25 protein-coding genes are annotated in these 23,622 nt (G+C 30.4%); 13 read left to right on the top strand and 12 right to left on the bottom strand.

Annotated elements, in window-relative coordinates; translation table 11 throughout:
* The first annotated feature begins 6 nt into the window (after positions 1-6).
* From sfsA to grxD, 9 genes are read left to right on the top strand one after another with little or no spacing between them, the layout of a single operon-like run.
* Positions 7-705: a DNA/RNA nuclease SfsA gene (gene sfsA, locus ABXT65_RS02325; RefSeq protein WP_415323939.1), complete on the top strand. Its 699-nt coding sequence runs from the start codon at positions 7-9 to the stop codon at positions 703-705.
* Positions 698-1,468, top strand: a complete 771-nt coding sequence (map, locus tag ABXT65_RS02320) for a type I methionyl aminopeptidase (RefSeq protein WP_415323937.1) — start codon at positions 698-700, stop codon at positions 1,466-1,468. Before sfsA ends, map begins: the two co-directional genes overlap by 8 nt.
* A 3-nt stretch (positions 1,469-1,471) precedes the next feature.
* Positions 1,472-2,764, top strand: coding sequence for an adenylosuccinate lyase (gene purB, locus ABXT65_RS02315; RefSeq protein WP_415323935.1), 1,293 nt, complete (start codon positions 1,472-1,474; stop codon positions 2,762-2,764).
* Positions 2,764-3,546, top strand: a complete 783-nt coding sequence (purC, locus tag ABXT65_RS02310; protein ID WP_415323934.1) for a phosphoribosylaminoimidazolesuccinocarboxamide synthase — start codon at positions 2,764-2,766, stop codon at positions 3,544-3,546. Before purB ends, purC begins: the two co-directional genes overlap by 1 nt.
* A gap of 2 nt (positions 3,547-3,548) precedes the next feature.
* The gene (purS, locus tag ABXT65_RS02305; RefSeq protein ID WP_415323932.1) at positions 3,549-3,791 is read left to right on the top strand and encodes a phosphoribosylformylglycinamidine synthase subunit PurS; all 243 of its coding nucleotides are present in this window, start codon (positions 3,549-3,551) and stop codon (positions 3,789-3,791) included.
* 6 nt (positions 3,792-3,797) lie between these two features.
* Complete coding sequence (gene purQ, locus ABXT65_RS02300; protein WP_415323930.1) at positions 3,798-4,481, top strand: phosphoribosylformylglycinamidine synthase I; 684 nt, start codon at positions 3,798-3,800, stop codon at positions 4,479-4,481.
* Positions 4,481-6,673, top strand: coding sequence for a phosphoribosylformylglycinamidine synthase subunit PurL (gene purL / locus ABXT65_RS02295; RefSeq protein ID WP_415323928.1), 2,193 nt, complete (start codon positions 4,481-4,483; stop codon positions 6,671-6,673). Before purQ ends, purL begins: the two co-directional genes overlap by 1 nt.
* Before the next feature lies 1 nt (position 6,674).
* Entirely contained in the window at positions 6,675-6,905 is a 231-nt protein-coding gene (locus ABXT65_RS02290; protein WP_415323926.1) for a BolA/IbaG family iron-sulfur metabolism protein, read from the top strand.
* Complete coding sequence (grxD, locus tag ABXT65_RS02285; RefSeq protein WP_415323924.1) at positions 6,905-7,237, top strand: Grx4 family monothiol glutaredoxin; 333 nt, start codon at positions 6,905-6,907, stop codon at positions 7,235-7,237. Before ABXT65_RS02290 ends, grxD begins: the two co-directional genes overlap by 1 nt.
* Here the strand turns inward: grxD and ABXT65_RS02280 are convergent, their stop codons facing one another.
* The 10 genes from ABXT65_RS02280 to ABXT65_RS02235 are packed head-to-tail and all read right to left on the bottom strand — an operon-like array spanning position 7,238 to position 17,639.
* Positions 7,238-7,849, bottom strand: coding sequence for a class I SAM-dependent methyltransferase (locus ABXT65_RS02280; protein ID WP_415323923.1), 612 nt, complete (start codon positions 7,847-7,849; stop codon positions 7,238-7,240).
* Between the two features lie 3 nt (positions 7,850-7,852).
* The gene (rpsD, locus tag ABXT65_RS02275; RefSeq protein WP_415323921.1) at positions 7,853-8,470 is read right to left on the bottom strand and encodes a 30S ribosomal protein S4; all 618 of its coding nucleotides are present in this window, start codon (positions 8,468-8,470) and stop codon (positions 7,853-7,855) included.
* Between the two features lie 40 nt (positions 8,471-8,510).
* Positions 8,511-9,224 (bottom strand): RNA methyltransferase, encoded by a 714-nt coding sequence (locus ABXT65_RS02270; protein WP_415323919.1) that lies wholly within the window; start codon positions 9,222-9,224, stop codon positions 8,511-8,513.
* On the bottom strand, positions 9,224-10,825 hold the full coding sequence (gene cimA / locus ABXT65_RS02265; protein ID WP_415323917.1) for a citramalate synthase: 1,602 nt from the start codon (positions 10,823-10,825) through the stop codon (positions 9,224-9,226). Before cimA ends, ABXT65_RS02270 begins: the two co-directional genes overlap by 1 nt.
* Entirely contained in the window at positions 10,822-12,183 is a 1,362-nt protein-coding gene (gene cysS, locus ABXT65_RS02260; RefSeq protein WP_415323916.1) for a cysteine--tRNA ligase, read from the bottom strand. The genes cimA and cysS overlap by 4 nt, the downstream gene beginning before the upstream one ends.
* Positions 12,184-12,228: 45 nt before the next feature.
* Positions 12,229-12,966 carry an NAD(+) synthase gene (nadE, locus tag ABXT65_RS02255; protein ID WP_415323914.1) on the bottom strand — a complete coding sequence of 246 codons (738 nt, stop codon included), beginning with the start codon at positions 12,964-12,966 and terminating at the stop codon, positions 12,229-12,231.
* A 38-nt stretch (positions 12,967-13,004) separates the two neighbouring features.
* A complete protein-coding gene (locus ABXT65_RS02250; RefSeq protein WP_415323912.1) occupies positions 13,005-14,384 on the bottom strand; it encodes a class II 3-deoxy-7-phosphoheptulonate synthase in 1,380 nt (459 codons plus the stop codon).
* Positions 14,385-14,441: 57 nt separating this feature from the next.
* A complete protein-coding gene (locus ABXT65_RS02245) occupies positions 14,442-15,188 on the bottom strand; it encodes a YdcF family protein (protein WP_415323910.1) in 747 nt (248 codons plus the stop codon).
* 5 nt (positions 15,189-15,193) lie between these two features.
* On the bottom strand, positions 15,194-17,014 hold the full coding sequence (gene glmS, locus ABXT65_RS02240) for a glutamine--fructose-6-phosphate transaminase (isomerizing) (RefSeq protein ID WP_415323909.1): 1,821 nt from the start codon (positions 17,012-17,014) through the stop codon (positions 15,194-15,196).
* Between the two features lies 1 nt (position 17,015).
* Positions 17,016-17,639, bottom strand: coding sequence for a DapH/DapD/GlmU-related protein (locus ABXT65_RS02235; RefSeq protein ID WP_415323908.1), 624 nt, complete (start codon positions 17,637-17,639; stop codon positions 17,016-17,018).
* Positions 17,640-17,709: 70 nt separating this feature from the next.
* Between ABXT65_RS02235 and ABXT65_RS02230 the strand changes: the two genes are divergently transcribed.
* Genes ABXT65_RS02230 through ABXT65_RS02215 form a run of 4 tightly spaced genes read left to right on the top strand, consistent with a single transcriptional unit; the run spans position 17,710 to position 21,971 of the window.
* A complete protein-coding gene (locus ABXT65_RS02230) occupies positions 17,710-18,399 on the top strand; it encodes an HAD-IA family hydrolase (protein ID WP_415323906.1) in 690 nt (229 codons plus the stop codon).
* A 49-nt stretch (positions 18,400-18,448) separates the two neighbouring features.
* On the top strand, positions 18,449-19,951 hold the full coding sequence (locus ABXT65_RS02225) for an MmgE/PrpD family protein (protein ID WP_415323905.1): 1,503 nt from the start codon (positions 18,449-18,451) through the stop codon (positions 19,949-19,951).
* Entirely contained in the window at positions 19,951-20,847 is an 897-nt protein-coding gene (gene prpB / locus ABXT65_RS02220; RefSeq protein ID WP_415323903.1) for a methylisocitrate lyase, read from the top strand. The genes ABXT65_RS02225 and prpB overlap by 1 nt, the downstream gene beginning before the upstream one ends.
* Positions 20,847-21,971: a bifunctional 2-methylcitrate synthase/citrate synthase gene (locus ABXT65_RS02215; protein ID WP_415323901.1), complete on the top strand. Its 1,125-nt coding sequence runs from the start codon at positions 20,847-20,849 to the stop codon at positions 21,969-21,971. Before prpB ends, ABXT65_RS02215 begins: the two co-directional genes overlap by 1 nt.
* Before the next feature lie 3 nt (positions 21,972-21,974).
* On the opposite strand, the gene ABXT65_RS02210 is transcribed toward ABXT65_RS02215, so the two are convergent.
* Both ABXT65_RS02210 and ABXT65_RS02205 read right to left on the bottom strand, forming a co-directional pair.
* Positions 21,975-22,601 carry a class I SAM-dependent methyltransferase gene (locus ABXT65_RS02210; RefSeq protein ID WP_415323899.1) on the bottom strand — a complete coding sequence of 209 codons (627 nt, stop codon included), beginning with the start codon at positions 22,599-22,601 and terminating at the stop codon, positions 21,975-21,977.
* 4 nt (positions 22,602-22,605) lie between these two features.
* Positions 22,606-23,619 carry a ribonucleotide-diphosphate reductase subunit beta gene (locus ABXT65_RS02205; RefSeq protein WP_415324200.1) on the bottom strand — a complete coding sequence of 338 codons (1,014 nt, stop codon included), beginning with the start codon at positions 23,617-23,619 and terminating at the stop codon, positions 22,606-22,608.
* Positions 23,620-23,622: the final 3 nt, after the last annotated feature.

Below are 23,622 nucleotides of genomic sequence, written 5' to 3'. Positions count from 1 at the left end.
TTAAATATGAAATTTACCAAAACTTTAATTAAAGGCAAATTTATAAAAAGATATAAAAGGTTTTTTTCTGACGTTAAATTAGATAAAGAAATTGTAACTGCCCACTGCCCAAATACTGGATCAATGAAAGGCCTGTTGAAAGAGGGGAATGAAGTTTTTATTTCTAAAAATGATGACCCTAAAAGAAAGCTTAAATATACATTGGAAATCATCAAAGTTAAGAAAAATTTAGTGGGTGTTAATACACATTTTGCAAATAAAATTGCTTATCATGGACTGTCTAATAATCTTGTTAAAGAAGTGTCAAATAACGACAGCATTAAACCTGAAGTTTTTTTTGACAAAGAAACAAGGTTTGATTTTTTAGTTGAAAAAAATAAACAAAAAATATTTGTTGAGGTTAAAAATGTTACATTATTTAGAAATGAAAAAATTGCAGAATTTCCAGATGCGGTAACTACTAGAGGCTCCAAACATTTAAAAACTCTTATTAAGGCTATTAAAAAGGGCTATAAATCTTATTTATTATTCTTAATTCAAATACAAGGTGTTGAAAGCTTTAAAATAGCTGCAGATATTGATAAAGAATATTATGAAAATTATTTACTCGCAAAAAAAGCTGGAGTTATTTTTTTAGCTTATCGATGCAAAATAAGTTCAAAAGAAATTAAAATAGAAAAAAAAATTAAGATTATTAATGCCTGATTATACAGAAAAATTTGAAAAAATGAGAGTGGCAGGAAAATTAGCTGCCCAAACACTTGATATGCTTACGGATAATATTAGGCCAGGAGTTACTACAGAATTTATAGATAAATTAGGCTATGAATTTATAAGAGATAGTGGTGCCTACTCAGCTCCACTATTTTACAGAGGTTTTAAAAAATCTTTGTGCACTTCTTTAAATCACGTTGTCTGCCACGGTATACCATCTGATAGAGTTCTAAATGAAGGTGATGCGCTTAATGTTGATGTTACCGCAATAATTGATGAACATTATGGTGATACCAGTAGAATGTTTTGTATTGGTAAGACCCCTGTTAAAGTCAACAATCTAATTGATACTACTTACGAATCTATGATGAGAGCTATAAAATTATTAAAACCAGGATTAAGGCTTGGTGATATTGGACATGAAATACAATCCTTTGTGGAAAAAAAAGGTTATTCAGTTGTAAGAGATTTTTGTGGGCATGGGATAAGCACTACATTTCATGAGCCTCCGAATGTTTTACATTATGGTAGGAAAAATACTGGTATGGAACTTAGACCTGGTATGACTTTTACAATCGAGCCCATGATAAACGTGGGGGAATGGGATGTAAAAATGCTAAAAGATGGCTGGACTGCAGTTACAAAAGATAAATCTTTATCAGCACAATTTGAACATACCTTAGGAATTACTGAAAATGGTTATGAAATCTTTACAGAATCTGTTAAAGGTTATTCCAAGCCTCCTTATTTATAATTAATGATTGAAAGATACTCCAGAAAACAACTTACTGACATATGGTCAGAACAAAATAAATACCAGATTTGGCTTGATGTAGAGATTGCAGCAGCTGAAGCGATGGAAAAAATGGGTCAAATCCCAAAAGGTGTAGCCTCAGCTGTTAGAAAAAAAGCCAAAATTAATGTCAAAAGAATTCACCAAATCGAGTCTAAAGTTAAGCATGATGTAATAGCATTTTTAACCTCAGTTACTGAAAAAGCAGGTATTAAAGCAAGATATCTTCATCAAGGAATGACTTCTTCTGATGTGCTTGATACGAGCTTAAATATTCAATTAGTTCAATCTGGTAAAATTTTACTTAATGATATCGATCAAATTCTTAAGGTTTTAAAGAAACAATCAAAAAAATATAAGTACACACCATGTATGGGAAGAAGTCACGGTATTCATGCAGAGCCTATTACATTTGGCTTAAAACTTGCTTCATTCTATGAAGAATTTAAAAGAAACAGAAAAAGATTAGTTGATGCAATTAATGAAATTTCAACCTGTGCAATTTCTGGTGCAGTTGGCACATTTGCAAACATTAGTCCCAATGTTGAAAAACATGTTGCAAAAAAACTAGGTTTAAAAATTGAACCTATATCAACTCAAGTTATACCAAGAGACCGTCATGCTTTTTATTTTTCTGTTCTTGGAATTATTGCAGGCTCTGTTGAGAGAGTTGCAATTGAAATTAGGCATTTACAAAGAACTGAAGTTTATGAAGTTCAAGAATTTTTTTCAAAAGATCAAAAAGGTTCGTCAGCAATGCCTCACAAAAAAAATCCAATTTTAAGTGAAAATTTAACAGGGCTTTCAAGAATGGTTCGAAGCGCCGTAATTCCTGCCCTAGAAAATATCGCACTATGGCATGAAAGAGATATTTCGCACTCAAGTGTTGAAAGAAATATTGGGCCTGATGCAAATATAACTTTAGATTTTGCTTTAGCAAGGCTTGGAAATATTTTAGACAAGATGATTGTATATCCAAAAAAAATGATTGAAAATTTAAACTTAACTAAAGGTCTAATTTTTTCTCAAGAGGTAATGCTGGAGTTAACAAAATCTGGCTTAAGTAGAGAGCAATCTTATAAAATGGTACAAAATTATGCAAAAAAATGCTTTGCTGAAAATTTAAATTTATTTGATGTTATAAATAAAGATAAATTTATTATGACTAAAATTTCCCCTAAAAAATTAAAAGCAATATTTAATTATTCATCTCACTTTAAAAATGTAGATTTAATTTTTAGAAGAGTTTTTAAATAATGAAAAAAGGCAAAAAATTATACGAAGGAAAAGCAAAAATTATCTACTCAACAACTGATAAAAATCTAGTTATTCAATATTTTAAAGATGATGCGACTGCTTTTAATAATTTAAAAAAATCAAAAATTGAAGGTAAGGGTGTTTTGAACAATAGGATATCCGAACACATTCTTACAAACTTGGGGCAAATTGGGATTAAAAACCATTTAGTAAAAAGATTAAACATGCGAGAACAAATTATTAAATTTGTCGAAATTATTCCAATCGAATTCATTATAAGAAATGTTGCAACAGGCTCTATAACGAAAAGACTTGGTATTGAAGATGGTACAGTCTTAAAAGAACCATTATTAGAGTATTGCCTAAAAGATGATAAATTAGGAGATCCACTAATAGCAGAAGAGCATATTTTAGCTTTTGATTGGGCAACTAAACAAGAGTTAGAAAAAGTTAAAAAAATTATTTTAAGAATTAATGATTTTATGATTGGTATGTTTAGAGGTGTAGGAATTAAGTTAATAGATTTTAAACTAGAATTTGGGAGACTTAAGGTAAATGGAAAGTCTGAAGTTATTTTAGCTGACGAAATAAGTCCTGATACATGTAGATTGTGGGACTCGGTTACTGATAAGAAGCTTGATAAAGATCGATTTAGAAAAGACTTAGGAGATCTAATACCAGCTTATACAGAGGTTGCTAAAAGACTAGGAATCCTTCATGAAAATTCAAATGTAAGTGCAGTCAATGTTACAAAACTACGATCAGTAAAAAAAAGAAAATAAATATGAAAGTATCAGTAATTATTACTCTTAAAAAAGACGTGCTAGACCCACAGGGTAAAGTTATTCACCAAACATTAGATGGCATGGGTTTTGATAATATCAATGAAGTAAGACAGGGAAAATATTTTGAAATTTTTACAAAAGAAAATGACAAAAAAAAAGCACAAGAAAAAGTGGAAGAAATGTGTAAGAAACTTTTAGCTAATTTGGTAATAGAAAATTATAAAATTATTGAGACACAATAATAAATAATGAACTCATCAGTAATAACTTTTCCTGGATCTAATTGTGATAGAGATATGGCTGTTGCCTTAAAGAAATTTGGTTTTAAAAATAAAATGGTATGGCATGATGACCTGGAACTCCCAAAAAGTGACTTAGTTGTATTACCTGGTGGCTTTTCTTATGGAGATTATCTTAGATGCGGAAGTATGGCTTCAAAATCTAAGATTATGAAATCTGTACTTAACTTTGCACAAGGGGGTGGTAAGGTCATGGGTATCTGTAATGGCTTTCAAATTTTAGTAGAAGCAGGTTTATTACCAGGGGTTCTGCTTAGAAATAAATATCTAGAATTTATATGTAAAAATGTTTTTGTGAAAGTTAACAATAAAGACAATTCATATTTTAAAGATATTAAAAAAGATATTTATGAATTTCACATAGCTCACAATGAGGGAAATTACTTTTGCTCTAATGACCAAATTAAAGAAATTAATGATAATAATCAAATAGCTTTATTTTATTCAGATGAAGATGGAAACATAGATGAAAAATTTAACCCTAACGGTTCATTACAAAATATTGCTGGTATATTTAATAAGCATAAAAATGTTATTGGAATGATGCCTCATCCTGAGCGAATGATTGACCCTGCTCTATCGGGTGAAGATGGTTCAATATTTTTTAAAAACCTAATTAACAATTTAAGATAATGATAGTTAACGAGCAACTTGCAATTGATCATGGATTAAATAAAGATGAGTATGAAAAAATCTGTGAATTGCTAAAACGAGTTCCCAATATTACTGAACTGGGTATTTTCTCAGCGATGTGGAATGAACATTGCTCTTATAAATCATCAAGATTTCATTTAAAAAATCTGCCCACTAAAGGAAAGGATGTCATTCAAGGACCAGGAGAAAATGCAGGAGTTATTGATATTGGTGATGATGATGCAATAGTATTTAAAATTGAAAGCCACAATCACCCATCGTTTATTGAGCCTTACCAGGGTGCTGCAACAGGTGTGGGTGGTATTATGAGAGATATTTTTACAATGGGTGCAAGACCTATTGCCAACTTAAACTCAATTCATTTTGGCTCACCTCAGCATAAAAAGACTAAAAATTTATTACGTGGAGTTGTTCATGGAATTGGTGGTTATGGTAATTGCATGGGGGTTCCAACAATTGCTGGTCAAACTAGTTTTGACGAGTCTTACAATGGTAATATTTTGGTTAATGCCATGACATTAGGATTGGTTAAAAAAAATAAAATATTTTATTCAAAAGCTGCGGGATTAGGAAAGCCTGTGATTTACGTTGGGTCTAAGACTGGAAGAGATGGAATTCACGGTGCTAGTATGGCATCTGCTTCTTTTGATGATAAAATTGAAGAAAAAAAACCAACTGTTCAAGTTGGAGATCCCTTTACTGAAAAACTATTATTAGAAGCTTGTTTAGAGTTAATGGCAGGAGACTCGATTATTGCAATTCAAGATATGGGTGCCGCAGGATTAACTTCTTCAAGTATTGAGATGGCTTCAAAAGGAAACTTGGGAATTGAAATAAACTTAAATAAAGTTCCTTGTAGAGAAGCAAGTATGACCCCTTACGAAATTATGCTTTCTGAAAGCCAAGAACGAATGCTTATTGTTTTAGAAAAGGGCAAAGAAGAAATGGCTCAAAAAATATTTGATAAATGGAATTTAGACTTTGCGGTAATTGGTAAAACAACAAAAAATAAAAAAATTGAACTTTATTTTGATAAAGAAAAAGTAGCAGATATTCCTGTTAATACACTGGTTGAAAATTCACCGATGTATGATCGAAAATGGAAAAAATCGAAGCTTCCAAAAAAAATCAAAATTGAAAAACAACAATTTAAAAATTTAAAAGTAGTCAATATTTTACACAAGATTTTATCTAATCCCAATATATGTAGTAAAGAATGGATTTGGCAACAATACGACCATACAGTTATGGGTGACACTATTCAAAAACCTGGAGGAGATGCTGGGGTTGTTAGAATTCACGGGACCGATAAAGCAGTTGCAGCTTCTGTAGATTCTTCTGCAGTATATTGCTGGGCGCACCCTTTAAGTGGTGGAAAACAAATTGTTTGTGAAAGTTGGAGAAATTTAATTTCTGTAGGAGCAAAACCAATTGCAATCACGAACTGTTTAAATTTTGGAAGTCCTGAGAACCAAGAAAATATGGGTGAATTTGTGGAGTGTGTTCAGGGTTTAGGTGAAGCTAGTTCTTACCTAGATTTTCCTGTTGTTTCTGGAAATGTTTCTTTTTACAATCAAACTAAAGATATTGGAATTAAACCAACTCCATCAATTGGTGGTGTTGGATTAATTAAAGATTATAAAAATATGGTTACGATGGACCTTAAGGAGACTGATAATATTCTTTTAGTTATAGGAAAAACTGAAGGACACTTGGATCAAAGTTTATTTGCAAGAGATGTTCTAAATGAAAAAAATGGCCCTCCTCCAGAAATTAATTTATTTAATGAAAGAAATAATGGCGAAACACTATTAAAGCTTATTGATAAAAAAATTATTAAAGCAGCTCATGACGTGTCACTAGGTGGTATTATTACCGCTTTATCCAAGATGTGCATTAAAGGTAAAAAAGGAGCAACTCTTAAAAAACCCAACCATTTAATTAATAAATTTGAATACTTGTTTGGTGAAGACCAGGGTAGATATATTATAGAAATTAGTAAAGATGATCTCAAAAATGTTATTAAAATACTTCAAGATAACTCTGTGCATTTTGATGAGCTTGGAACTATAAATGAAAATGATCTAATTATTGATGATAAGACAAAAGTATCAATTGACGATTTAATTAAATCACATACAACTTGGTTAACCAACTACATGAGTAATTAAAATGGCAATGGATATAAAAGAAATTGAAACACTTATTAAAGAAGCTTTACCAGATGCTATAATAGAGATTCAAGACTTAGCAGGAGATAGTAATCACTACTCAGCAACCATTACATCAAAGGAATTTTCTGGAAAAAGCAAAATTGAACAACATAAAATGGTGTACAGTTCTTTAAAAGGAAAAATGGGCAACGAACTACACGCATTAGCAATTAAAACAAAGGAGCAATAATGGACGATCAAACCAAAAATTTAATTCAAAGTCATATTGATACAAACGAAGTATGTTTATTTATGAAGGGAACACCTGATGCTCCTCAATGTGGATTTTCTATGACTATATCCAACATGTTAAAAATTTTAGAAGTAAATTATAAAGGAATTAACGTTCTTGAATCTCAATCTTTAAGAGAAGGTATAAAAGAATTTAGCGAATGGCCTACTATTCCACAAGTTTACATTAAAGGTGAATTTATTGGCGGCTGTGACATCGTTAAAGAAATGTACGAAAGTGGTGAACTCAAAAAAGTACTTGAGGATAAAGAAATTAATTTTAAGAAGTAGTTATTTAAAAAACATCCTTAATCTTTTTGAAAAATATTTCTTTAATAAATTTAAAATTGATATTTTATCAAATTTTTTCTCTGTACTTTTAATAATCTTGTAGTCAATTGTATCTTTCCAAAATAACTCTAAAACTAAACACTTTCTAAAAATTTCATTTAATCTTTTAATTGATGAAACTGTTAATACAGGTTCAAAGTATTGAATTTTTTTTGAAATTAATATTTTACTTTCAACATCATCAAAATCCATATGCCATAAATGATCTTTTTTATTTTCAAAGACTAAATTATCTTCAAGCATAGTAGGTAATTCAATATATCCTTGCTTTGATATTCTCTCTAATTCTTTAATAAAAAATTCAACGTCCTCCACATGTTCCATAACATGGCTAGCTATAACAAAGTCAAACTCTTTATTGCTAAAGGGTAATTTTTTTTCTACCAACTTAGTAAATTTTTTATTTGGATAGTGACTTGATAAATCTTGAACATCACAAATAACATTTGCAAATTTGTTGGCATTATATCCACAGCCAATATCTAAGATATTCCAACCCACATTAAATGAAAGGGTCTCTTCTATAAATTTTTTTGATGATCTCTTAATCAATGATTAACGAGAATAATATTCAATAACTAAATTTGGTTCCATTACTACTGGATAAGGAACTTCATCAAACTTAGGTGTTCTAACAAATGTAACTTTCTTATTCTTTTCATCCATCAGGATGTATTCTGGAGTTTCTCTTTCTTTGTTTGCTAAGGCAATATCAATAAACGCTAATTGTTTAGATTTATCTCTAATTTCAATCGTATCTTCTTCACTAACCATATAACTAGCAATGTTAACTTTTTTACCATTAACTTTCACATGGCCATGATTAATAAGTTGTCTAGCTGAAAACACTGTTGTTGAAAATCTTGCTCTATATACAACTGAATCGAGTCTTCTTTCAAGTAATCCTACTAAATTCTCACCTGTATCGCCTTTTTGCATTGCAGCTTTTTTGTATATATTTCTGAATTGTCTTTCATTAATGTTACCGTAATAACCTTTTAATTTTTGTTTAGCTTGAAGCTGAATTCCGTAATCAGACGGTTTTCCTTTTCTACCTTGTCCATGTTGGCCTGGACCATAATCTCTTTTATTAAAAGGACTTTTGGGTCTACCCCATAAGTTTATCTTTAACCTTCTATCTATTTTATGTTTAGAACTTATTCTTTTTGTCATTTGATAGTTGGGGTTATAAACTTACTCATTATTTTGTCAATCAACCTTTTTTGGCTAAACTAGCAAATACACTGGATAAAATACGTGTTTCTTTCTCAGATAGCTCCATTTTTGAAAAAATACTACGTAAGTTCTCAAGCATAATAGGCCTCTTCTCTAGAGGTTTAAAAAAGCTCTTTTCCTCTAATTTACTAATACATAAATTTGTCATAGCTTGCACATCCTTCTTGCTGGCTAAAGTTACCTTTTTTGATTTCGCGTATTTAGTGCCCTTTAAATTGATAATGTTAGCTACTGTATGGGCTATAATAATAACACTATGAGATAAATTTAATGATTTAAAATCAGGGTTGGTTGGTATTTGCATAGTATAATTTGCATAACTAATCTCATTATTGGATAAACCAGATGCTTCTGACCCAAATAAAAAAGCTATCTTTTTGCTAAAATCTATTTTTTTTAAATCTTCTAATTTAATATGTTTAATGTTTTTGTTTCTAAACCTTGCAGAGGTTGCAATAATATAATCTACTTTTTTTACAGCAGATTCTAAAGTTACATGTACCTTTGCATTAACGATTAGATCTTTTGCACCAACAGAAGTTGCTAGAATTTTATCATTTGGGAAAATTGGCTTAGGTTTAACAATAACTAGTTTTTTGAAGTTAAAATTTTTTATAGCTCTAGCGCATGCACCTATATTTTCAGATAATTGAGGTTGATGTAAAATAAATGAGATATTATTAAATGCCATTAAAGACTTGCTGGGGCATTATCTTTAAATAATTTGTAGTCCAAACTATCTACTAATGCTTTAAATGAAGCATCAATTATATTTGCAGATACACCAATGGTAAACCAATTCTTACCCTTTGCGTCTGTGCTCTCTATTGAAACTCTAGTAATAGCTTCTGTACCCGTGTTTAAAATTCTAACTTTATAATCCACCAATTTTAAGTCTTTTAAATATTTTGAATATTTATTCAATCGATCCACATTTTGTCTAATAGCATTATCTAATGCATTTACTGGACCGTTTCCTTCACCCATACACATGATTTTTTCACCATCAACTTCAAGCTGTGCTTTTGCAGATGAAATAATTTTTCCTGATGAATTTTTTTTAACTGAAACATCATATTCTTTAATCAGTATATATCTTGGTATTTTACCAATAATTCTTCTAGCTAATAATTCAAAAGATGCGTCAGCTCCATCATAACTGTAACCAATAAACTCTCTGTCTTTTACCTCATCTAAAAGCTTTTTAATTTTAGGATCATTTTCTTCTATTTCAATACCAATAGTTTTTAATCTAGAAATTATATTGGATTTCCCTGATTGATCTGAAACTACAATATTACGAGAATTTCCAACTTCTTCTGGATTAATGTGTTCATATGTTTTTGGATCTTTTTGAACGGCTGACACGTGTAAACCCCCTTTGTGGGAAAAAGCGGCAGCACCAACATAAGGTAGATGCTTGTTAGGTTTTCTATTTAAGATTTCATCTAACAATCTAGAGCACTGAGTTAAATTTTTAATGTTGTCTGGTTTAATTTTTAATTGAAATTTAGAAGAAAAATCATCTTTTAAAAAAAAGGTTGGAATTAATGACATCAAATTTGCATTTCCACATCTTTCACCTAAACCGTTAATAGTTCCTTGCACTTGCCTTACTCCAGCCCACACTGCAGCTAAGGAATTAGCAACAGCATTACCAGTATCGTTGTGCGCATGAATGCCTAATTTTTTACCAGGTATAACTTTAGAAACTTCTGTTACAATTTTTGTAACTTCATGGGGTAAAGTACCACCATTAGTGTCACATAAAACTATCCAATTAGCACCCTGATCAAATGCTGCTTTAAGACAGGATAAAGCGTAACTTTGATTAGCCTTGTATCCATCAAAAAAATGCTCTGCATCAAACATAAACTCTTTATTTTCTTTAACAAAATGTTTAGCAGTCTCTCTTATATTTTCTAAATTTTCTTCATTAGAAATACCTAGGGCTATATCAACATGAAAATCCCAAGTCTTACCCACAATGCAAACTGCTGGTGTGTTTGAATTTAAAAGTACAGATAATCCTGGATCATTATCGGCGCTTCTGCCAGTTTTTTTAGTCATACCAAATGACGTTAGTTTAGCATTAATAAATGAATGTTTTTTTTGAAAAAACTCAGTATCTGTAGGGTTAGCTCCTGGCCAACCTCCTTCTATGTAATCAACACCTAAATTATCTAAAGCAGAGGCAATCTTTATTTTATCATCTACAGAAAAGTCTACACCTTGTGTTTGAGCACCATCCCTTAGTGTTGTATCAAATATAAAAAGTTGTTCTTTACTCATTTAAGTTTCCAAATTGTTTTACCATCTTTATCTTCTATTAAAACACCTTTATCCAAAAGTTGCTTTCTAATTAAATCAGCCTGCTTATAATCTTTATCTTCTCTTGCTTTATTTCGAAGTTCAATCTGTTTTAAAATATCAGCTTCATTAATGGATGATTTCTTCTTTTTAAACTCTACCCATTCTTTTTTAGTTTTATTTAAAATACCTATGAAATTACAAGCTAAAACAAATAAGCTTTTTTCTTCATTGCTACCTCTTAAAGCTTTGTCATAAAGTTGATGTAGGTTTGCTATATAGCCTGGTGTATTTAAATCATCATATAACGGAGATAAAATATCTTCGGTTAAAACTATTTTATCATTTGCCTCTAAATAAACCTCGTACCATTTATCAATAGTATTTTGGCAATCGTTTAAAAGCTTTTCATTCCAGTCTAACGGTTGCTTATAATGAGCACTCATAAGCGCAAATTTTAAAACTTGACCATCAATATTCTCTTTAAAATCTTTTATCTTCAATATGTTGCCAGTTGATTTAGCCATTTTTTCGTTGGACACAGTAATGAATGCATTGTGGATCCAATAATTAGCAAAAACTTTAGTGTCATTTGCACATCTTGATTGTGCAATTTCATTTTCGTGATGTGGAAAAAGTAAATCAATTCCTCCCCCATGGATGTCAAATACATCTCCTAAATATTTCTTTGACATTGCTGAACACTCTAAATGCCAACCAGGTCTTCCTTTGCCCCATGGAGAATTCCAAAAAGGCTCCTCATCATTAGAAGGTTTCCATAAAACAAAATCTTCTGGTTTTTTTTTATTTTCTGAAATTTCAACTCTAGATCCTGCAATTAAATCTTCTAATTTTTTATTTGATAGTTGTCCATAATCAGAAAATTTACTTACTTCAAAATAGACATGGTTGTTTACTTCATAAGCAAAACCGGTTGCTATTAAAGAAGAAATCATTTCAATCATAAGATTGATATGATCTGTTGCTTTAGGTTGATGGTTTGGTTTATCTAAATTTAAATAATTACAATCATCTTTAAAATCTTTAATAATATTATTGGTTAATTCTGTTATAGAAATTTTTTTTTCTTTTGATGATTTAATTATTTTATCGTCAACATCTGTAATATTTCTTACATAATTTATTTTGTCATATCCATATTTTGATTTTAAAATTTTGTATAAGATGTCAAAAATGACAAGAGGTCTTGCGTTACCAATATGTGGGTTATCATAAACAGTTGGGCCACAAACATACATGCGAATGTTTTCTTTATCTAATGGAGCAAATTTTTCTTTTTTGTTGCTTAGATTATTTGTTAAATAAATATCCATTTTCATTATCTTAGAATTATACTTTAATTATAGATTTGTGAATCTATAAGATTAGTTGGGAATCTTGCAAACGGGGATTGGTTCCATTTTATGAAGGTTCATCTTTCTTATTTTTTCGTATTTCTCTCTATTTATTGAATTAACATTATTCATTGCCTCTTCTAATTCTGCATATTTAAGCCCTAATTGACCTTCATCGGTTCTACCATCCTCCCACAATCCATCTGTTGGAGCTGCTTCAATTATCTCTTTTAGTATATTGAGTGATTTACCTATTTCCCAAACTTCTGTTTTATTACAATCAGCAATAGGAGAAATATCTACACCCCCATCTCCATACTTTGTGTAAAAACCTACTCCAAAATCCTCAACTTTATTTCCTGTACCAACTACAATACCTTTGTTAGCAGCAGCTATTTGATAAAGTGTGGTCATTCTAATTCTTGCTTTTGAATTAGCCATCCCAAGTTCACTGTCAAAATTAGACAAGGTATTTTCAAAGGTTTCAAACAGCTTGTCTAAATTTAGTGTATGTGCCTCAACGTTATTGAAATTTTTAATAAGCCACTCTTGATGTTTTAAACTTAAATCATGCTGTGTTGATTTTTGTTTAATCGGCATTGATAATACAATTGTTTTTATACCTGTCATTGCACTTAAGGTGCTTGATACAGAAGAGTCTATACCACCAGAAATTCCAATGACTAAAGATTGTGCCTTACTAGGCATTTTTTCTACGTAATTCTTAATCCAATTGCTTATAAATTGAGCTTTTTCTAATTGTTTCATTATCTAAAATTTAAACAAAATCGTATTTAATACAATCTTTAAGATGCAACTTTAATATTTTTTTTAGAATATGAAGCATTTTTTTTAATTTCATCAGAAATTAAAAAAGCTAATTCTAAAGCTTGATTAGCATTAAGTCTTGGGTCGCAATGAGTGTGATATCGGTGTGATAAATCTTGATCAGATATTTTTTGAGCACCGCCCGTACATTCCGTGACATCTTGACCTGTCATTTCAATGTGCAGTCCTCCAGCATAACTTCCTTCACTTTGGTGACATTCAAAAACATTTTTTACTTCATTAACAACATTATTGAATGGACGAGTTTTATATCCAGATGTTGCTTTTATTGTATTACCGTGCATTGGGTCACATGACCAAATTACATTTAAACCTTCTTTTTTAATTGCTCTAATCAATTTTGGTAAAAATTTATCGACGTTTTCATGTCCAAATCTTGAAATTAAAGTTATTTTACCTTTTTCATTTTTAGGATTAATTCTATTACATAGATCAATTAAATCTTCACTCTTAAGAGTTGGTCCACATTTAATTCCAATAGGATTTTCAATTCCTCTACAAAATTCAACGTGTCCACCATCTAACTGTCTAGTTCTATCCCCTATCCAAACAAAGTGAGCAGACGTAGCATGATATTCACCAGTGGTAGAATCTACTCTTGTCATAGATTGTTCAAATGGAAGTAATAACGCTTCGTGTGATGTCCAAAAGTTTACTGTTTTTAATCTTCTATTAAATTCAGAATTAATTCCACATGCATCCATAAAAGCTAATGCATCTGCAATCTTATCTTCTAATTCTTTAAATTTTTTACCTGCAGGTGTTTTTTTGATAAAACCTAAATTCCAAGTATGAACTTTTTTAAGGTCAGCAAAACCACCGTGTGAAAATGCTCTTATAAGATTAAGAGTAGATGCTGATTGAGAATATGCTTTAAACAATCGTTTTGGATCGGGTATTCTTGATTTTTCATTAAATTCTATACCGTTAATATTGTCACCTAAATAACTTGGTAATTCCACACCATCAATATTTTCAACTGGTGAGCTTCTTGGTTTAGAAAATTGTCCAGCAATTCTACCAAGTTTAATAACAGGTAAAGATGCTGAGTAGGTTAACACAAGTGACATTTGCAGAATTAATTTAAATGTATCCCTAATATTATCAGGATGAAATTCTGCAAAACTTTCCGCACAATCTCCTCCTTGAAGTAAAAATGCATTACCATCAACTACTTGAGCTAATTGTTCTTTTAAATGTCTTGTCTCACCAGCAAAAACTAAAGGGGGGAAATCTTTGATCTTATTAAGCACCCCATCTAATTCTTTCTTATCCGGATATTCCGGAATGTGCTTTACTGGGTAATCTCTCCAGCTACTTATTTTCCAATTTTTCATATACAACCAGGAATTGTTCTATCAGAATTTATTAATTATTCAATAAGCTTAACAACTCTACAAAAATCTTGAAAAGCTTATTGATATCAATTCTTTAATAAATAAGTCAAATTTTCCTAAATTGTTAATAATCCTTATATTTTGATATGAATTAATCAAGCCAACTGTGTCTTGCTTGGTAATATAACTGGAAGGTAAACTTGAAATGTTTAAATTAAATTTTTTAGCCATCATTACAGATCTATTCATATGATAAGCATCTGTAATTAAAAGAATTTTGCTTTCTATTTTGTTTTTCTTTATTAAAAAATCATTCAGTCTTTTAAAGTTTTCAAATGTATTTCGTGCATCAGATAGAAAAATAATACTATCGTTGCTTATATTAGAATTTAATATCAAATTCTTTGTTATATTGGTCTCAGAATCATTACTATTATTTTTATCCAAATAAGCAATACCTGAAGAATATATAATTTTCACATCTTTTAAGTTGGGGTTATTCATAAGATTCATTGCAAAAATAATTCTGTTTAATGATCCTGAGGGTACGAAAATATAATCAATTTTTTTTGGTAATTTTAAAGAATAATAATTTTTTTCAAGAAAAAAAAATATTAAATTATGACCCACTGGGAAAATTGAAATTATTGAAAAAATAATAAAAGTAGCAGTAAAGAATTTCCTAAAAAAAATTTTATTTCTAATAAAGCCAAAATAAAAAATAATAATCAATAAAACAATAAGAATATTACTTGGTATTAATAGTGGTGTAGCTATTTTTGAGATATAGAAATATAAATCCACAAATATTATTCGACTGTTACAGATTTTGCTAAGTTACGTGGTTTGTCAATGTCATATCCTTTTTTAAGTGCAGAATAATAAGCTAATTTTTGTAAAGGAATTGTTAATAAAAATGGTAACAGATCATCGTTCGTACTTTCAACCAATATAGTTTCCCAAATATTTTCTGAAAAAACATCATCTTTACTTTTATTAGTAATCAGTAAAACTTTAGCTCCTCTTGCTATAACTTCCTGCATGTTAGAAATTGTTTTTTTATAATAATGATCTCTTGGGGCTAAAACAACTACTGGCATACCATCTTCAATTAACGCTAAGGGACCATGTTTCATCTCACCTGCTGGATAGCCTTCAGCATGAACATAAGCTAATTCTTTTAACTTAAGCGCCCCTTCTAATGCTATTGGATAAGAAAAACCTCTTCCCAAAAACATCGAGCCTTTAGCTTCGGTAAATGAACTAGAAACTAGTTGAATTTTACTTTCAGTTAATAAAGTTTGTTCAACTAACTTAGGTAATGCTTTTAGGTCTTTTATCTTATTTAAATATAAATCTTGATCTAAATCTTTTCTCAAAATTCCTAGTTTTAATACTAAAATATAAAGAACAAGCATTTGACCCATGAAAGCTTTTGTTGATGCTACACCAATTTCTGGACCGCAGTGAATAGGTAAAACAAATTTGGAATCTCTTGCAATAGAACTTTCTATAACATTGACCACACTGCAGGTTTTCATATTATTTTTATTACATAAATCTAATGCAGCATAAGTATCCGCAGTTTCACCTGATTGAGAAACAAAGATATACAAATTATCATTTTTAAATCTATTTTTTCGATATCTAAACTCAGAGGCAATATCAATTGTAACATCAAGTGTAGTATTTTCTTCAAACCAATATTTTGCCATTAAACAAGAGTGATAAGCGGTTCCACAACCAATTAATGTAACTGAGGAAATTTCCTTTATATTCCATGGAAAATTATAGATATTAATGTCATTATTAATTGCATCAATATACTCGTTTATACAATTCTTTAATGTTGTCGGCTGCTCTTCAATTTCTTTTGCCATAAAGTGTTTGAAGTCACCCTTGTCATAGTCTTGTTCTTTAGAGGATAATTCTAAAACTTTTTTATTAACTTTTAAGCCCTCTTCATCAAAAAAATGAACTTGGTCTTTTTTTATAATACAAAACTCTCCATCATTTAAATACGAAATTTTATTAGTCATTGATTTTAAAGCATAGGAATCTGAGCCTAGATAATTTTCATTGGGACCGTAACCAACCGCAAGTGGTGATCCTCTTCTTGCACCCACTATAAGGTCAGGTTGATCTTTAAAAATTACACCTAAAGCAAAACTTCCATGAAGCTGTTTAAGAGTTTTAATAATTGCGTCTTTCAAATTAAGTTCTTTTAAATATTCTGTGATTAAATGGACTATTACTTCTGTATCCGTTTGGGATTTAAATACATGCCCCTTGTTAATTAAATGTTTTTTTAAAAGAGTAGAATTTTCAATAATACCATTATGGACTACTGATACATTTTTAGATGAATGAGGATGTGCATTAAGAGTATTGGGCACTCCATGGGTTGCCCATCTCACATGCCCAATTCCAATTGATCCCAGCATATTTTTAACAGCTAGATTTTTTTCTAAAATATCAACACGACCTTCGGATTTAGCTTCATTTAACATTCCATTTGATAGGGTTGCAATACCCGCAGAGTCATAACCTCTATACTCTAACTTTCTAAGCGAATTAATGATTGCAGATGACACCGGTTTATTACTAGCTATTCCTATAATTCCACACATATTATTTTTGTCTTCTTTTATAATTCTTTATTTCTGTTTGTAGAGCTCTGCTTAAAGCCAACGAATTTTTTTTAACATTTTTTGTGATTATAGAGCCAGCTCCAACAATGCTATTTTCCTCAAGTATAACTGGAGCAACTAAAGATGAATTTGAGCCTATAAATACATTATCTTTAATTTTTGTTTTATTTTTTTTTTCACCATCATAATTACAGGTGATTGTTCCAGCTCCAACATTAACACCTTTTCCTAATTGGCTATCACCAATGTATGATAAATGATTAACTTTTGATTTTTTTCCAATTGTACTTTTCTTAACCTCTACAAAGTTTCCAATTTTTGAATCTTCCTCCAAAATAGTACCCGGTCTTAATCTTGCATAAGGTCCAACTTCAACTTTATTTTTAATTTTACAACCTTCTAAATGTGAAAATGAATTTATGATTACATTATTTCCGATTTTAACTTTCGGTCCAATGACAACATATGGATTAATGGTAACATTTTTGCCAATCTTTGTATCTTTTGAAAAAAAAATTGTCTCAGGACCAATCATCTTTACTCCTGACTTAATAAAAAATTTACGAAGTTTTTCTTGATTACTTTTTGAATTTATTTGTTTCATCTGGAAATATTTTTATATTAAGTGTATAGATATCTTAATTCACAATTTATTTCTTAAAAATACTTTATTAATGACTCAAAATTACACAATTTTATTTGATCTTGATGGAACACTTGTTGATACAGCACCTGATTTAATGGGAGCCCACAACCATGTAATGAAAAAATACGGTTTTCCAACTAAATCAACAGAAGAAATCAGAAACTTAGTAGGTCAAGGTGCTGGTGCATTAATTGGTAGATCTATTTGGGGTCAAGCAAAAAAAGAATATCAAAGTGTAACCAACCAAGAAATTAAAGATAAAATGTCTAAAGACTTTGTTGAATATTATGGGAGAAACATTATTAATCAAAGTACCCTCATAAATGGAGTTAAAGAATTTTTAAAATGGTGCAAAGAAAAAAATATTTCTATGGCTGTTTGTACTAACAAGCAGGAACACTTAGCAATTGACCTTTTAAAAAAGATAGGTATCTATGATTACTTTGAGTATGTTGCTGGATCAGATACGTTTGATTATTGTAAGCCAGACCCAAGACACATAACAAATATTATTGAAATCTTAGGTGGAGATATTAAAAAATCTTTAATGATTGGAGATAGTGAAACTGATGCAAACGCCGCTAAAGCAGCCTCTGTTCCTGTAATTTTACTAGAAAATGGATATACAGAAAAAAATTCTAATGAAATTTACCATAATCATTTAATAAAAGACTTTATTGGTGTTGAAAAAATAGTTTCAAACTACTTAAAAGATTGATTTAATTTTTTTTCTTACTATTAATAGGTCTCATAATTAAAGAGGCCTAATGATTTCGCATAAAGTTAAAGTTTACCCATCAAAAATTCATTTACCTAAGAAGAATCAATTAGCATGGAAAATTGCTGAGATAGCTTCTGATAATGCAAAGTTAGATAAAGCAGCTATTGAAATGGTTATTAATAGAATAATTGATAATGCTTCAGTTGCAATTGCTTCTTTAAACAGAAAAGCTGTTATTTCTTCAAGAGAAATGGCTCTAAAACATCCTAGAAAAAATGGTGCAAATTTATTTGGTATCGATTCAAAATTAAAATTTGATTGCGAGTGGGCCGCTTGGTCAAATGGAACAGCTGTTAGAGAGCTTGATTTCCATGATACTTTTTTAGCAGAAGACTACAGTCATCCTGGAGATAATATTCCACCTATTTTAAGTGTAGCTCAACAAACTAGAAAAAGTGGAATAGATTTATTAAGAGGAATTATTACAGGTTATGAAGTTCAAGTTGATTTAGTTAAAGGTATATGTTTGCACAAACATAAAATAGATCATATTGCACACTTAGGACCTAGTGTTGCAGCGGGTTTAGGAGCAATGTTAAAGTTGAACACTGAAACAATTTACCAAGCAGTTCAGCAGGCATTACATACAACCGTTTCTACAAGACAATCCAGAAAAGGTGAAATCTCTAGTTGGAAAGCTTATGCCCCTGCTCATGCTGGCAAACTTGCAATTGAAGCAATTGACAGATCAATGCGTGGTGAAGGTGCTCCAAGTCCAATTTATGAAGGAGAAGATAGTGTTATTGCTAGAATATTGGATGGTAAAAAAGCTTTATACAATGTGCCTCTTCCAAAGAAAAAAGAATCAAAAAAAGCGATACTAGAAACTTATACGAAAGAATATTCAGCTGAATACCAATCTCAAGCATTGATAGATATTGCTAAAAAACTTAATAAAAAAATTCCCCATTTAAATCAAATTAAAAAAATTGATATTTACACAAGTCATCACACTCATTACGTAATTGGAACTGGTGCAAACGATCCGCAAAAAATGGATCCAAATGCAAGCCGAGAAACACTGGATCATTCCATCATGTACATTTTTGCAGTAGCCCTTGAAGATGCAGATTGGCACCATGTTAAATCGTATAGCAAGCAAAGAGCTAATAAAAAAAGTACTATAAAAATTTGGAAATCCATTACTACTTTTGAAGATAAAAAATGGACCAAAAAATATCACGATCCTAATCCAAGAAATAAATCCTTTGGAGCAAAAGTTGTGGTTACTTTAAACAATGGTAAAAAGATTACAGAACAATTGGATAGAGCAGATGCTCACCCCTATGGAGCACGTCCATTTAAAAGACAAAATTATATAAATAAGTTTTTAACCCTAACAGATGGCATTCTAGATAAAAAAGAAAGTGCTCGTTTCTTAAAAGTCGTTCAAAATCTTAAAAACTTGAAAGCTGGAGAATTAGGTAAATTAAATATTCAGCTCAAAAGAAGTCAAATAAAGAAAAACACAAAACAAGGAATTTTTTAATGCATTTTGTAGATAAAGAGCCTAGTCAAAAAAGAGCTGACTTTGTTAATAAATTAAAAACAAATAAAATTTTAAGAGTTCCAGGTGCTTATAACCCATTAACAGCAAAACTAATTGAGGAAATCGGTTATGATGCTGTTTACGTATCGGGTGGTGTTATGGCAAATGATTTAGGTTTCCCAGATATAGGCTTGACCACACTTCAAGATGTTAGTACTAGATCTTATTTGATATCAAGAGTAACCAGTTTACCTACAATTGTTGATATCGATACTGGTTTTAAATCTTGTGAAGAAACTATTAAAACCTTTGAAGAATTTGGAATATCAGCGGTGCATTTAGAAGATCAAGTAGAACGTAAAAGATGTGGTCACTTGGATAACAAAGAATTAATTTCAACAGAGGCAATGGTTAAAAAAATCAAAGAATGTGTTGCAGCCAAGCAAGATGAAAATTTTAAAATTATAGCAAGATCTGATGCTAAAGGTGTTGAGGGAATAGACAAAATGATTGATAGATGTAAAGCCTACGTAGACGCTGGAGCTGAAATTATCTTCCCAGAGGCTCTTCAAGATGAGAAGGATTTTGAGAAAGTTAGAAAAGAACTATCGTGTTACCTATTGGCTAATATGACAGAATTTGGAAAGTCTAAACTATTTAATTTCAAAGAGTTAGAAAATTTTGGTTACAATATCGTAATTTATCCCGTAACAACGCAAAGGTTAGCTATGAAAAATGTAGAAGATGGCCTTCGTGACATATTTGTGAATGGACATCAAAATAATATTATTGATAAAATGCAAACTAGAAAAAGACTTTATGAGTTGGTGGAGTATGAAAAATACAACTCATTAGATGAAAAAATTTATAACTTTAGTACGGAAGGACATGAATAATGGGTGATGATATAAAAAAAGGTTTACTAGGTATTGTTGTTGATGAAACTGAAATTTCAAAAGTTATGCCAGAAATTAACTCTCTTACTTATAGGGGGTACGCCGCTCAAGACTTATGTGCTAGATGTGATTTTGAAGAAGTTGCGTACTTAATTTTAAATAAAGAATTACCTAATAAAAAACAACTGAAAGAATTTAGAAAAGAGCTATCTAAAGGAATAACTTTATCAAAAAATTTAATAAACATTTTGAAACAGATTCCTAAAAAATCTCACCCCATGGATGTTGCAAGAACAGTTGTCAGTGTTATGGGTCTTGAAGATAAAGAAACTAAAGACAACTCTCCTAAAGCTAATTTAAGAAAAGCAATTAGAATTTTTGCAAAAACTCCAACAGCACTAGCTGCCTTTTATAGACTTAGAAAAGGAAAAAAAATTATAGCTCCAAAGAAAAAATTTTGTTTTTCTGAAAATTTTTTCCATATGTGCTTTGGAAAAGTTCCTAATAAAGAAATTGTTAAAGCTTTTGATGTATCTTTGATTCTATACGCAGAACATAGTTTTAACGTATCAACTTTCACTGCTAGAACTATCACAAGTAGTTTGTCTGATATCCATGGGGCAATAACAGGTGCTATTGCAAGTTTAAAGGGTCCTCTTCATGGTGGTGCAAATGAAGAAGTGATGCATATGATGAAAAAAATTAAGAAACCTGAGAACGCATTAAAATGGATTAATAATGCTTTAAAAAATAAAGATGTAGTAATGGGATTTGGTCACAGAGTTTACAAAAGTGGAGACTCAAGAGTTCCTACTATGAGAGAATATTTTAAAAGAGTTGCCATTATTAAAAAAGATAAAACATTTGAAAAAATATACGATATTGTTGAAAAAGTAATGATTAAAGAAAAAAATATTTATCCGAATGTAGATTACCCAACTGGACCTACTTACCACTTAATGGGTTTTGACACTGATTTCTTTACTCCTATATTTGTAATCTCGAGAATTACTGGTTGGTCAGCTCATATAATGGAACAACATGCTGCTAATAAATTGATTAGACCTCTTGCTAGCTATAAAGGTAGTAAACACAGAAAAGTTATACAGTTAAATCAAAGGTAAAATTTAATTTTTTTCTATTTTTGCAAATCGTTCATGAATAATTTCATGTTTAAAATTGTTATCGAGAATAAACTCATCAATTGCTTTTTTAACGCCAGGTGCATAACTTAAATTGTAATCATCACATAGAATCGTCCCATTATTATCTAAAGCTGCTTTTGAATAATACAAATCATTTTTAACAGTTTCGTAGGCGTGACCACCATCTAAAAAAACATAATCAATTTTAGACATATCAATTTTTTTTAACAATTCATTAGAGTTTCCTTTAATCAAGTGAGTATTCTTTTCAAATTTTTTTAGAAGATCCGATACAGCTTCTATGGAGTATGGGTCTTTTCTAAGAATATACTCAAAATAGATTTTTTTTAATGGATTGTTAAATTTTGTGTTTGGAATAATTTCACTAATGTTTTCAACACTTTCACCAAACAAGTCTAAGCCTACGTATTTAAAGTCATCTTTATGAATGCTATAAAGAAGTTCACAGACATTTCTTGCAGTAACACCGTGAAAAACACCAATCTCAATAAAGTTTTTGGGTTTTTTAGATGCTATTTCATTAAGAAAATGCTCCCCAATACCCTTTTGCTTCAGGCTAGTTTTCCTAAAATATTTTTTATATTTCAAAAGATTAACTAAAAGCTTCTGTCCAAGTTCCTTGAGTAGATGCTTTAGAGTATTCAGTTGAACGTCCTTCAAAGAAATTCATGTGCTCTACTGCATTCAACATAGAATCCAACCAAGTAAGTGGGTTTTTTTCCACATCGTAAATTGGTTCTAATCCAAGTTGAGACAATCTTCTATTCGCAATAAATCTTATGTATAGTTTTACTTCTTCGGCAGTAAGACCTTCCATTGGACCCATTTCAAAAGCTAAATCAATAAAAGCATCTTCATGCTCTATGATTGTTCTACATGCTTTATAAAGTTCTTTTTTTAATTCAGGGTTCCAAATTTCTGGGTTCTCATGAATGAACTCTTTGAATAACCGGATCATAGAATTGCAATGAAGAGTTTCATCTCTTACAGACCAAGTAACAATCTGACCCATACCCTTCATTTTATTGTGTCTTGGAAAGTTAAGTAAGATTGCAAAACTTGCAAACAATTGTAAACCTTCGGTAAATGCACTAAATACCGCCACTGTTAATGCAATATCTTTTTTTGAACTCATATCAAAATTTTGCATGTAGTCGTACTTATCTTTCATCTCTTTATACTTCATGAACGCTGAATATTCTGACTCGGGCATTCCAATAGTATCGAGCAAATGAGAGTATGCAGCAATGTGAACTGTTTCCATTGAAGCAAAAGCCGTCATCATCATTAATACTTCTGTTGGTTTAAATACAGTTGTATAATGTCTTAAATAGCAATTTTGCACTTCCACATCAGCTTGAGTGAAAAATCTAAAAATTTGAGTTAATAAATTTTTTTCAGACTGTGTTAAATTTTTTTGCCAATCTCTAACATCATCACCAAGTGGTACTTCCTCAGGTAACCAGTGAATTCTTTGTTGTGTTAACCACGCATCATAACACCATGGGTATCTAAATGGTTTATAAACTGGGTTTTCAACCAATAAACCCATTTTTTGTGGTTGAACTATTTCTTTTTTTTCTGGTTGAACAATTTTTGGCTCCATTTT

The organism is Candidatus Pelagibacter sp. Uisw_127, assembly GCF_047722515.1.
Taxonomy (GTDB): Bacteria; Pseudomonadota; Alphaproteobacteria; order Pelagibacterales; family Pelagibacteraceae; genus Pelagibacter.
This window is presented reverse-complemented; position numbering and strand designations above follow the sequence as displayed.

Excerpts from the sequence above, each read along its gene's own strand:
- ABXT65_RS02235 (WP_415323908.1), bottom strand. The coding sequence starts at position 17,639 with ATGAAACAAATAAATTCAAAAAGTAATCAAGAAAAACTTCGTAAATTT.
- purB (WP_415323935.1), top strand. The coding sequence starts at position 1,472 with ATGATTGAAAGATACTCCAGAAAACAACTTACTGACATATGGTCAGAA.
- sfsA (WP_415323939.1), top strand. The coding sequence starts at position 7 with ATGAAATTTACCAAAACTTTAATTAAAGGCAAATTTATAAAAAGATAT.
- ABXT65_RS02215 (WP_415323901.1), top strand. The coding sequence starts at position 20,847 with ATGGGTGATGATATAAAAAAAGGTTTACTAGGTATTGTTGTTGATGAA.
- ABXT65_RS02250 (WP_415323912.1), bottom strand. The coding sequence starts at position 14,384 with ATGAAAAATTGGAAAATAAGTAGCTGGAGAGATTACCCAGTAAAGCAC.
- ABXT65_RS02225 (WP_415323905.1), top strand. The coding sequence starts at position 18,449 with ATGATTTCGCATAAAGTTAAAGTTTACCCATCAAAAATTCATTTACCT.
- ABXT65_RS02230 (WP_415323906.1), top strand. The coding sequence starts at position 17,710 with ATGACTCAAAATTACACAATTTTATTTGATCTTGATGGAACACTTGTT.
- purQ (WP_415323930.1), top strand. The coding sequence starts at position 3,798 with ATGAACTCATCAGTAATAACTTTTCCTGGATCTAATTGTGATAGAGAT.
- ABXT65_RS02290 (WP_415323926.1), top strand. The coding sequence starts at position 6,675 with ATGGCAATGGATATAAAAGAAATTGAAACACTTATTAAAGAAGCTTTA.
- rpsD (WP_415323921.1), bottom strand. The coding sequence starts at position 8,470 with ATGACAAAAAGAATAAGTTCTAAACATAAAATAGATAGAAGGTTAAAG.
- glmS (WP_415323909.1), bottom strand. The coding sequence starts at position 17,014 with ATGTGTGGAATTATAGGAATAGCTAGTAATAAACCGGTGTCATCTGCA.
- purC (WP_415323934.1), top strand. The coding sequence starts at position 2,764 with ATGAAAAAAGGCAAAAAATTATACGAAGGAAAAGCAAAAATTATCTAC.
- prpB (WP_415323903.1), top strand. The coding sequence starts at position 19,951 with ATGCATTTTGTAGATAAAGAGCCTAGTCAAAAAAGAGCTGACTTTGTT.
- cysS (WP_415323916.1), bottom strand. The coding sequence starts at position 12,183 with ATGAAAATGGATATTTATTTAACAAATAATCTAAGCAACAAAAAAGAA.
- ABXT65_RS02205 (WP_415324200.1), bottom strand. The coding sequence starts at position 23,619 with ATGGAGCCAAAAATTGTTCAACCAGAAAAAAAAGAAATAGTTCAACCA.
- ABXT65_RS02270 (WP_415323919.1), bottom strand. The coding sequence starts at position 9,224 with ATGGCATTTAATAATATCTCATTTATTTTACATCAACCTCAATTATCT.
- purL (WP_415323928.1), top strand. The coding sequence starts at position 4,481 with ATGATAGTTAACGAGCAACTTGCAATTGATCATGGATTAAATAAAGAT.
- cimA (WP_415323917.1), bottom strand. The coding sequence starts at position 10,825 with ATGAGTAAAGAACAACTTTTTATATTTGATACAACACTAAGGGATGGT.
- purS (WP_415323932.1), top strand. The coding sequence starts at position 3,549 with ATGAAAGTATCAGTAATTATTACTCTTAAAAAAGACGTGCTAGACCCA.
- map (WP_415323937.1), top strand. The coding sequence starts at position 698 with ATGCCTGATTATACAGAAAAATTTGAAAAAATGAGAGTGGCAGGAAAA.
- nadE (WP_415323914.1), bottom strand. The coding sequence starts at position 12,966 with ATGAAACAATTAGAAAAAGCTCAATTTATAAGCAATTGGATTAAGAAT.
- grxD (WP_415323924.1), top strand. The coding sequence starts at position 6,905 with ATGGACGATCAAACCAAAAATTTAATTCAAAGTCATATTGATACAAAC.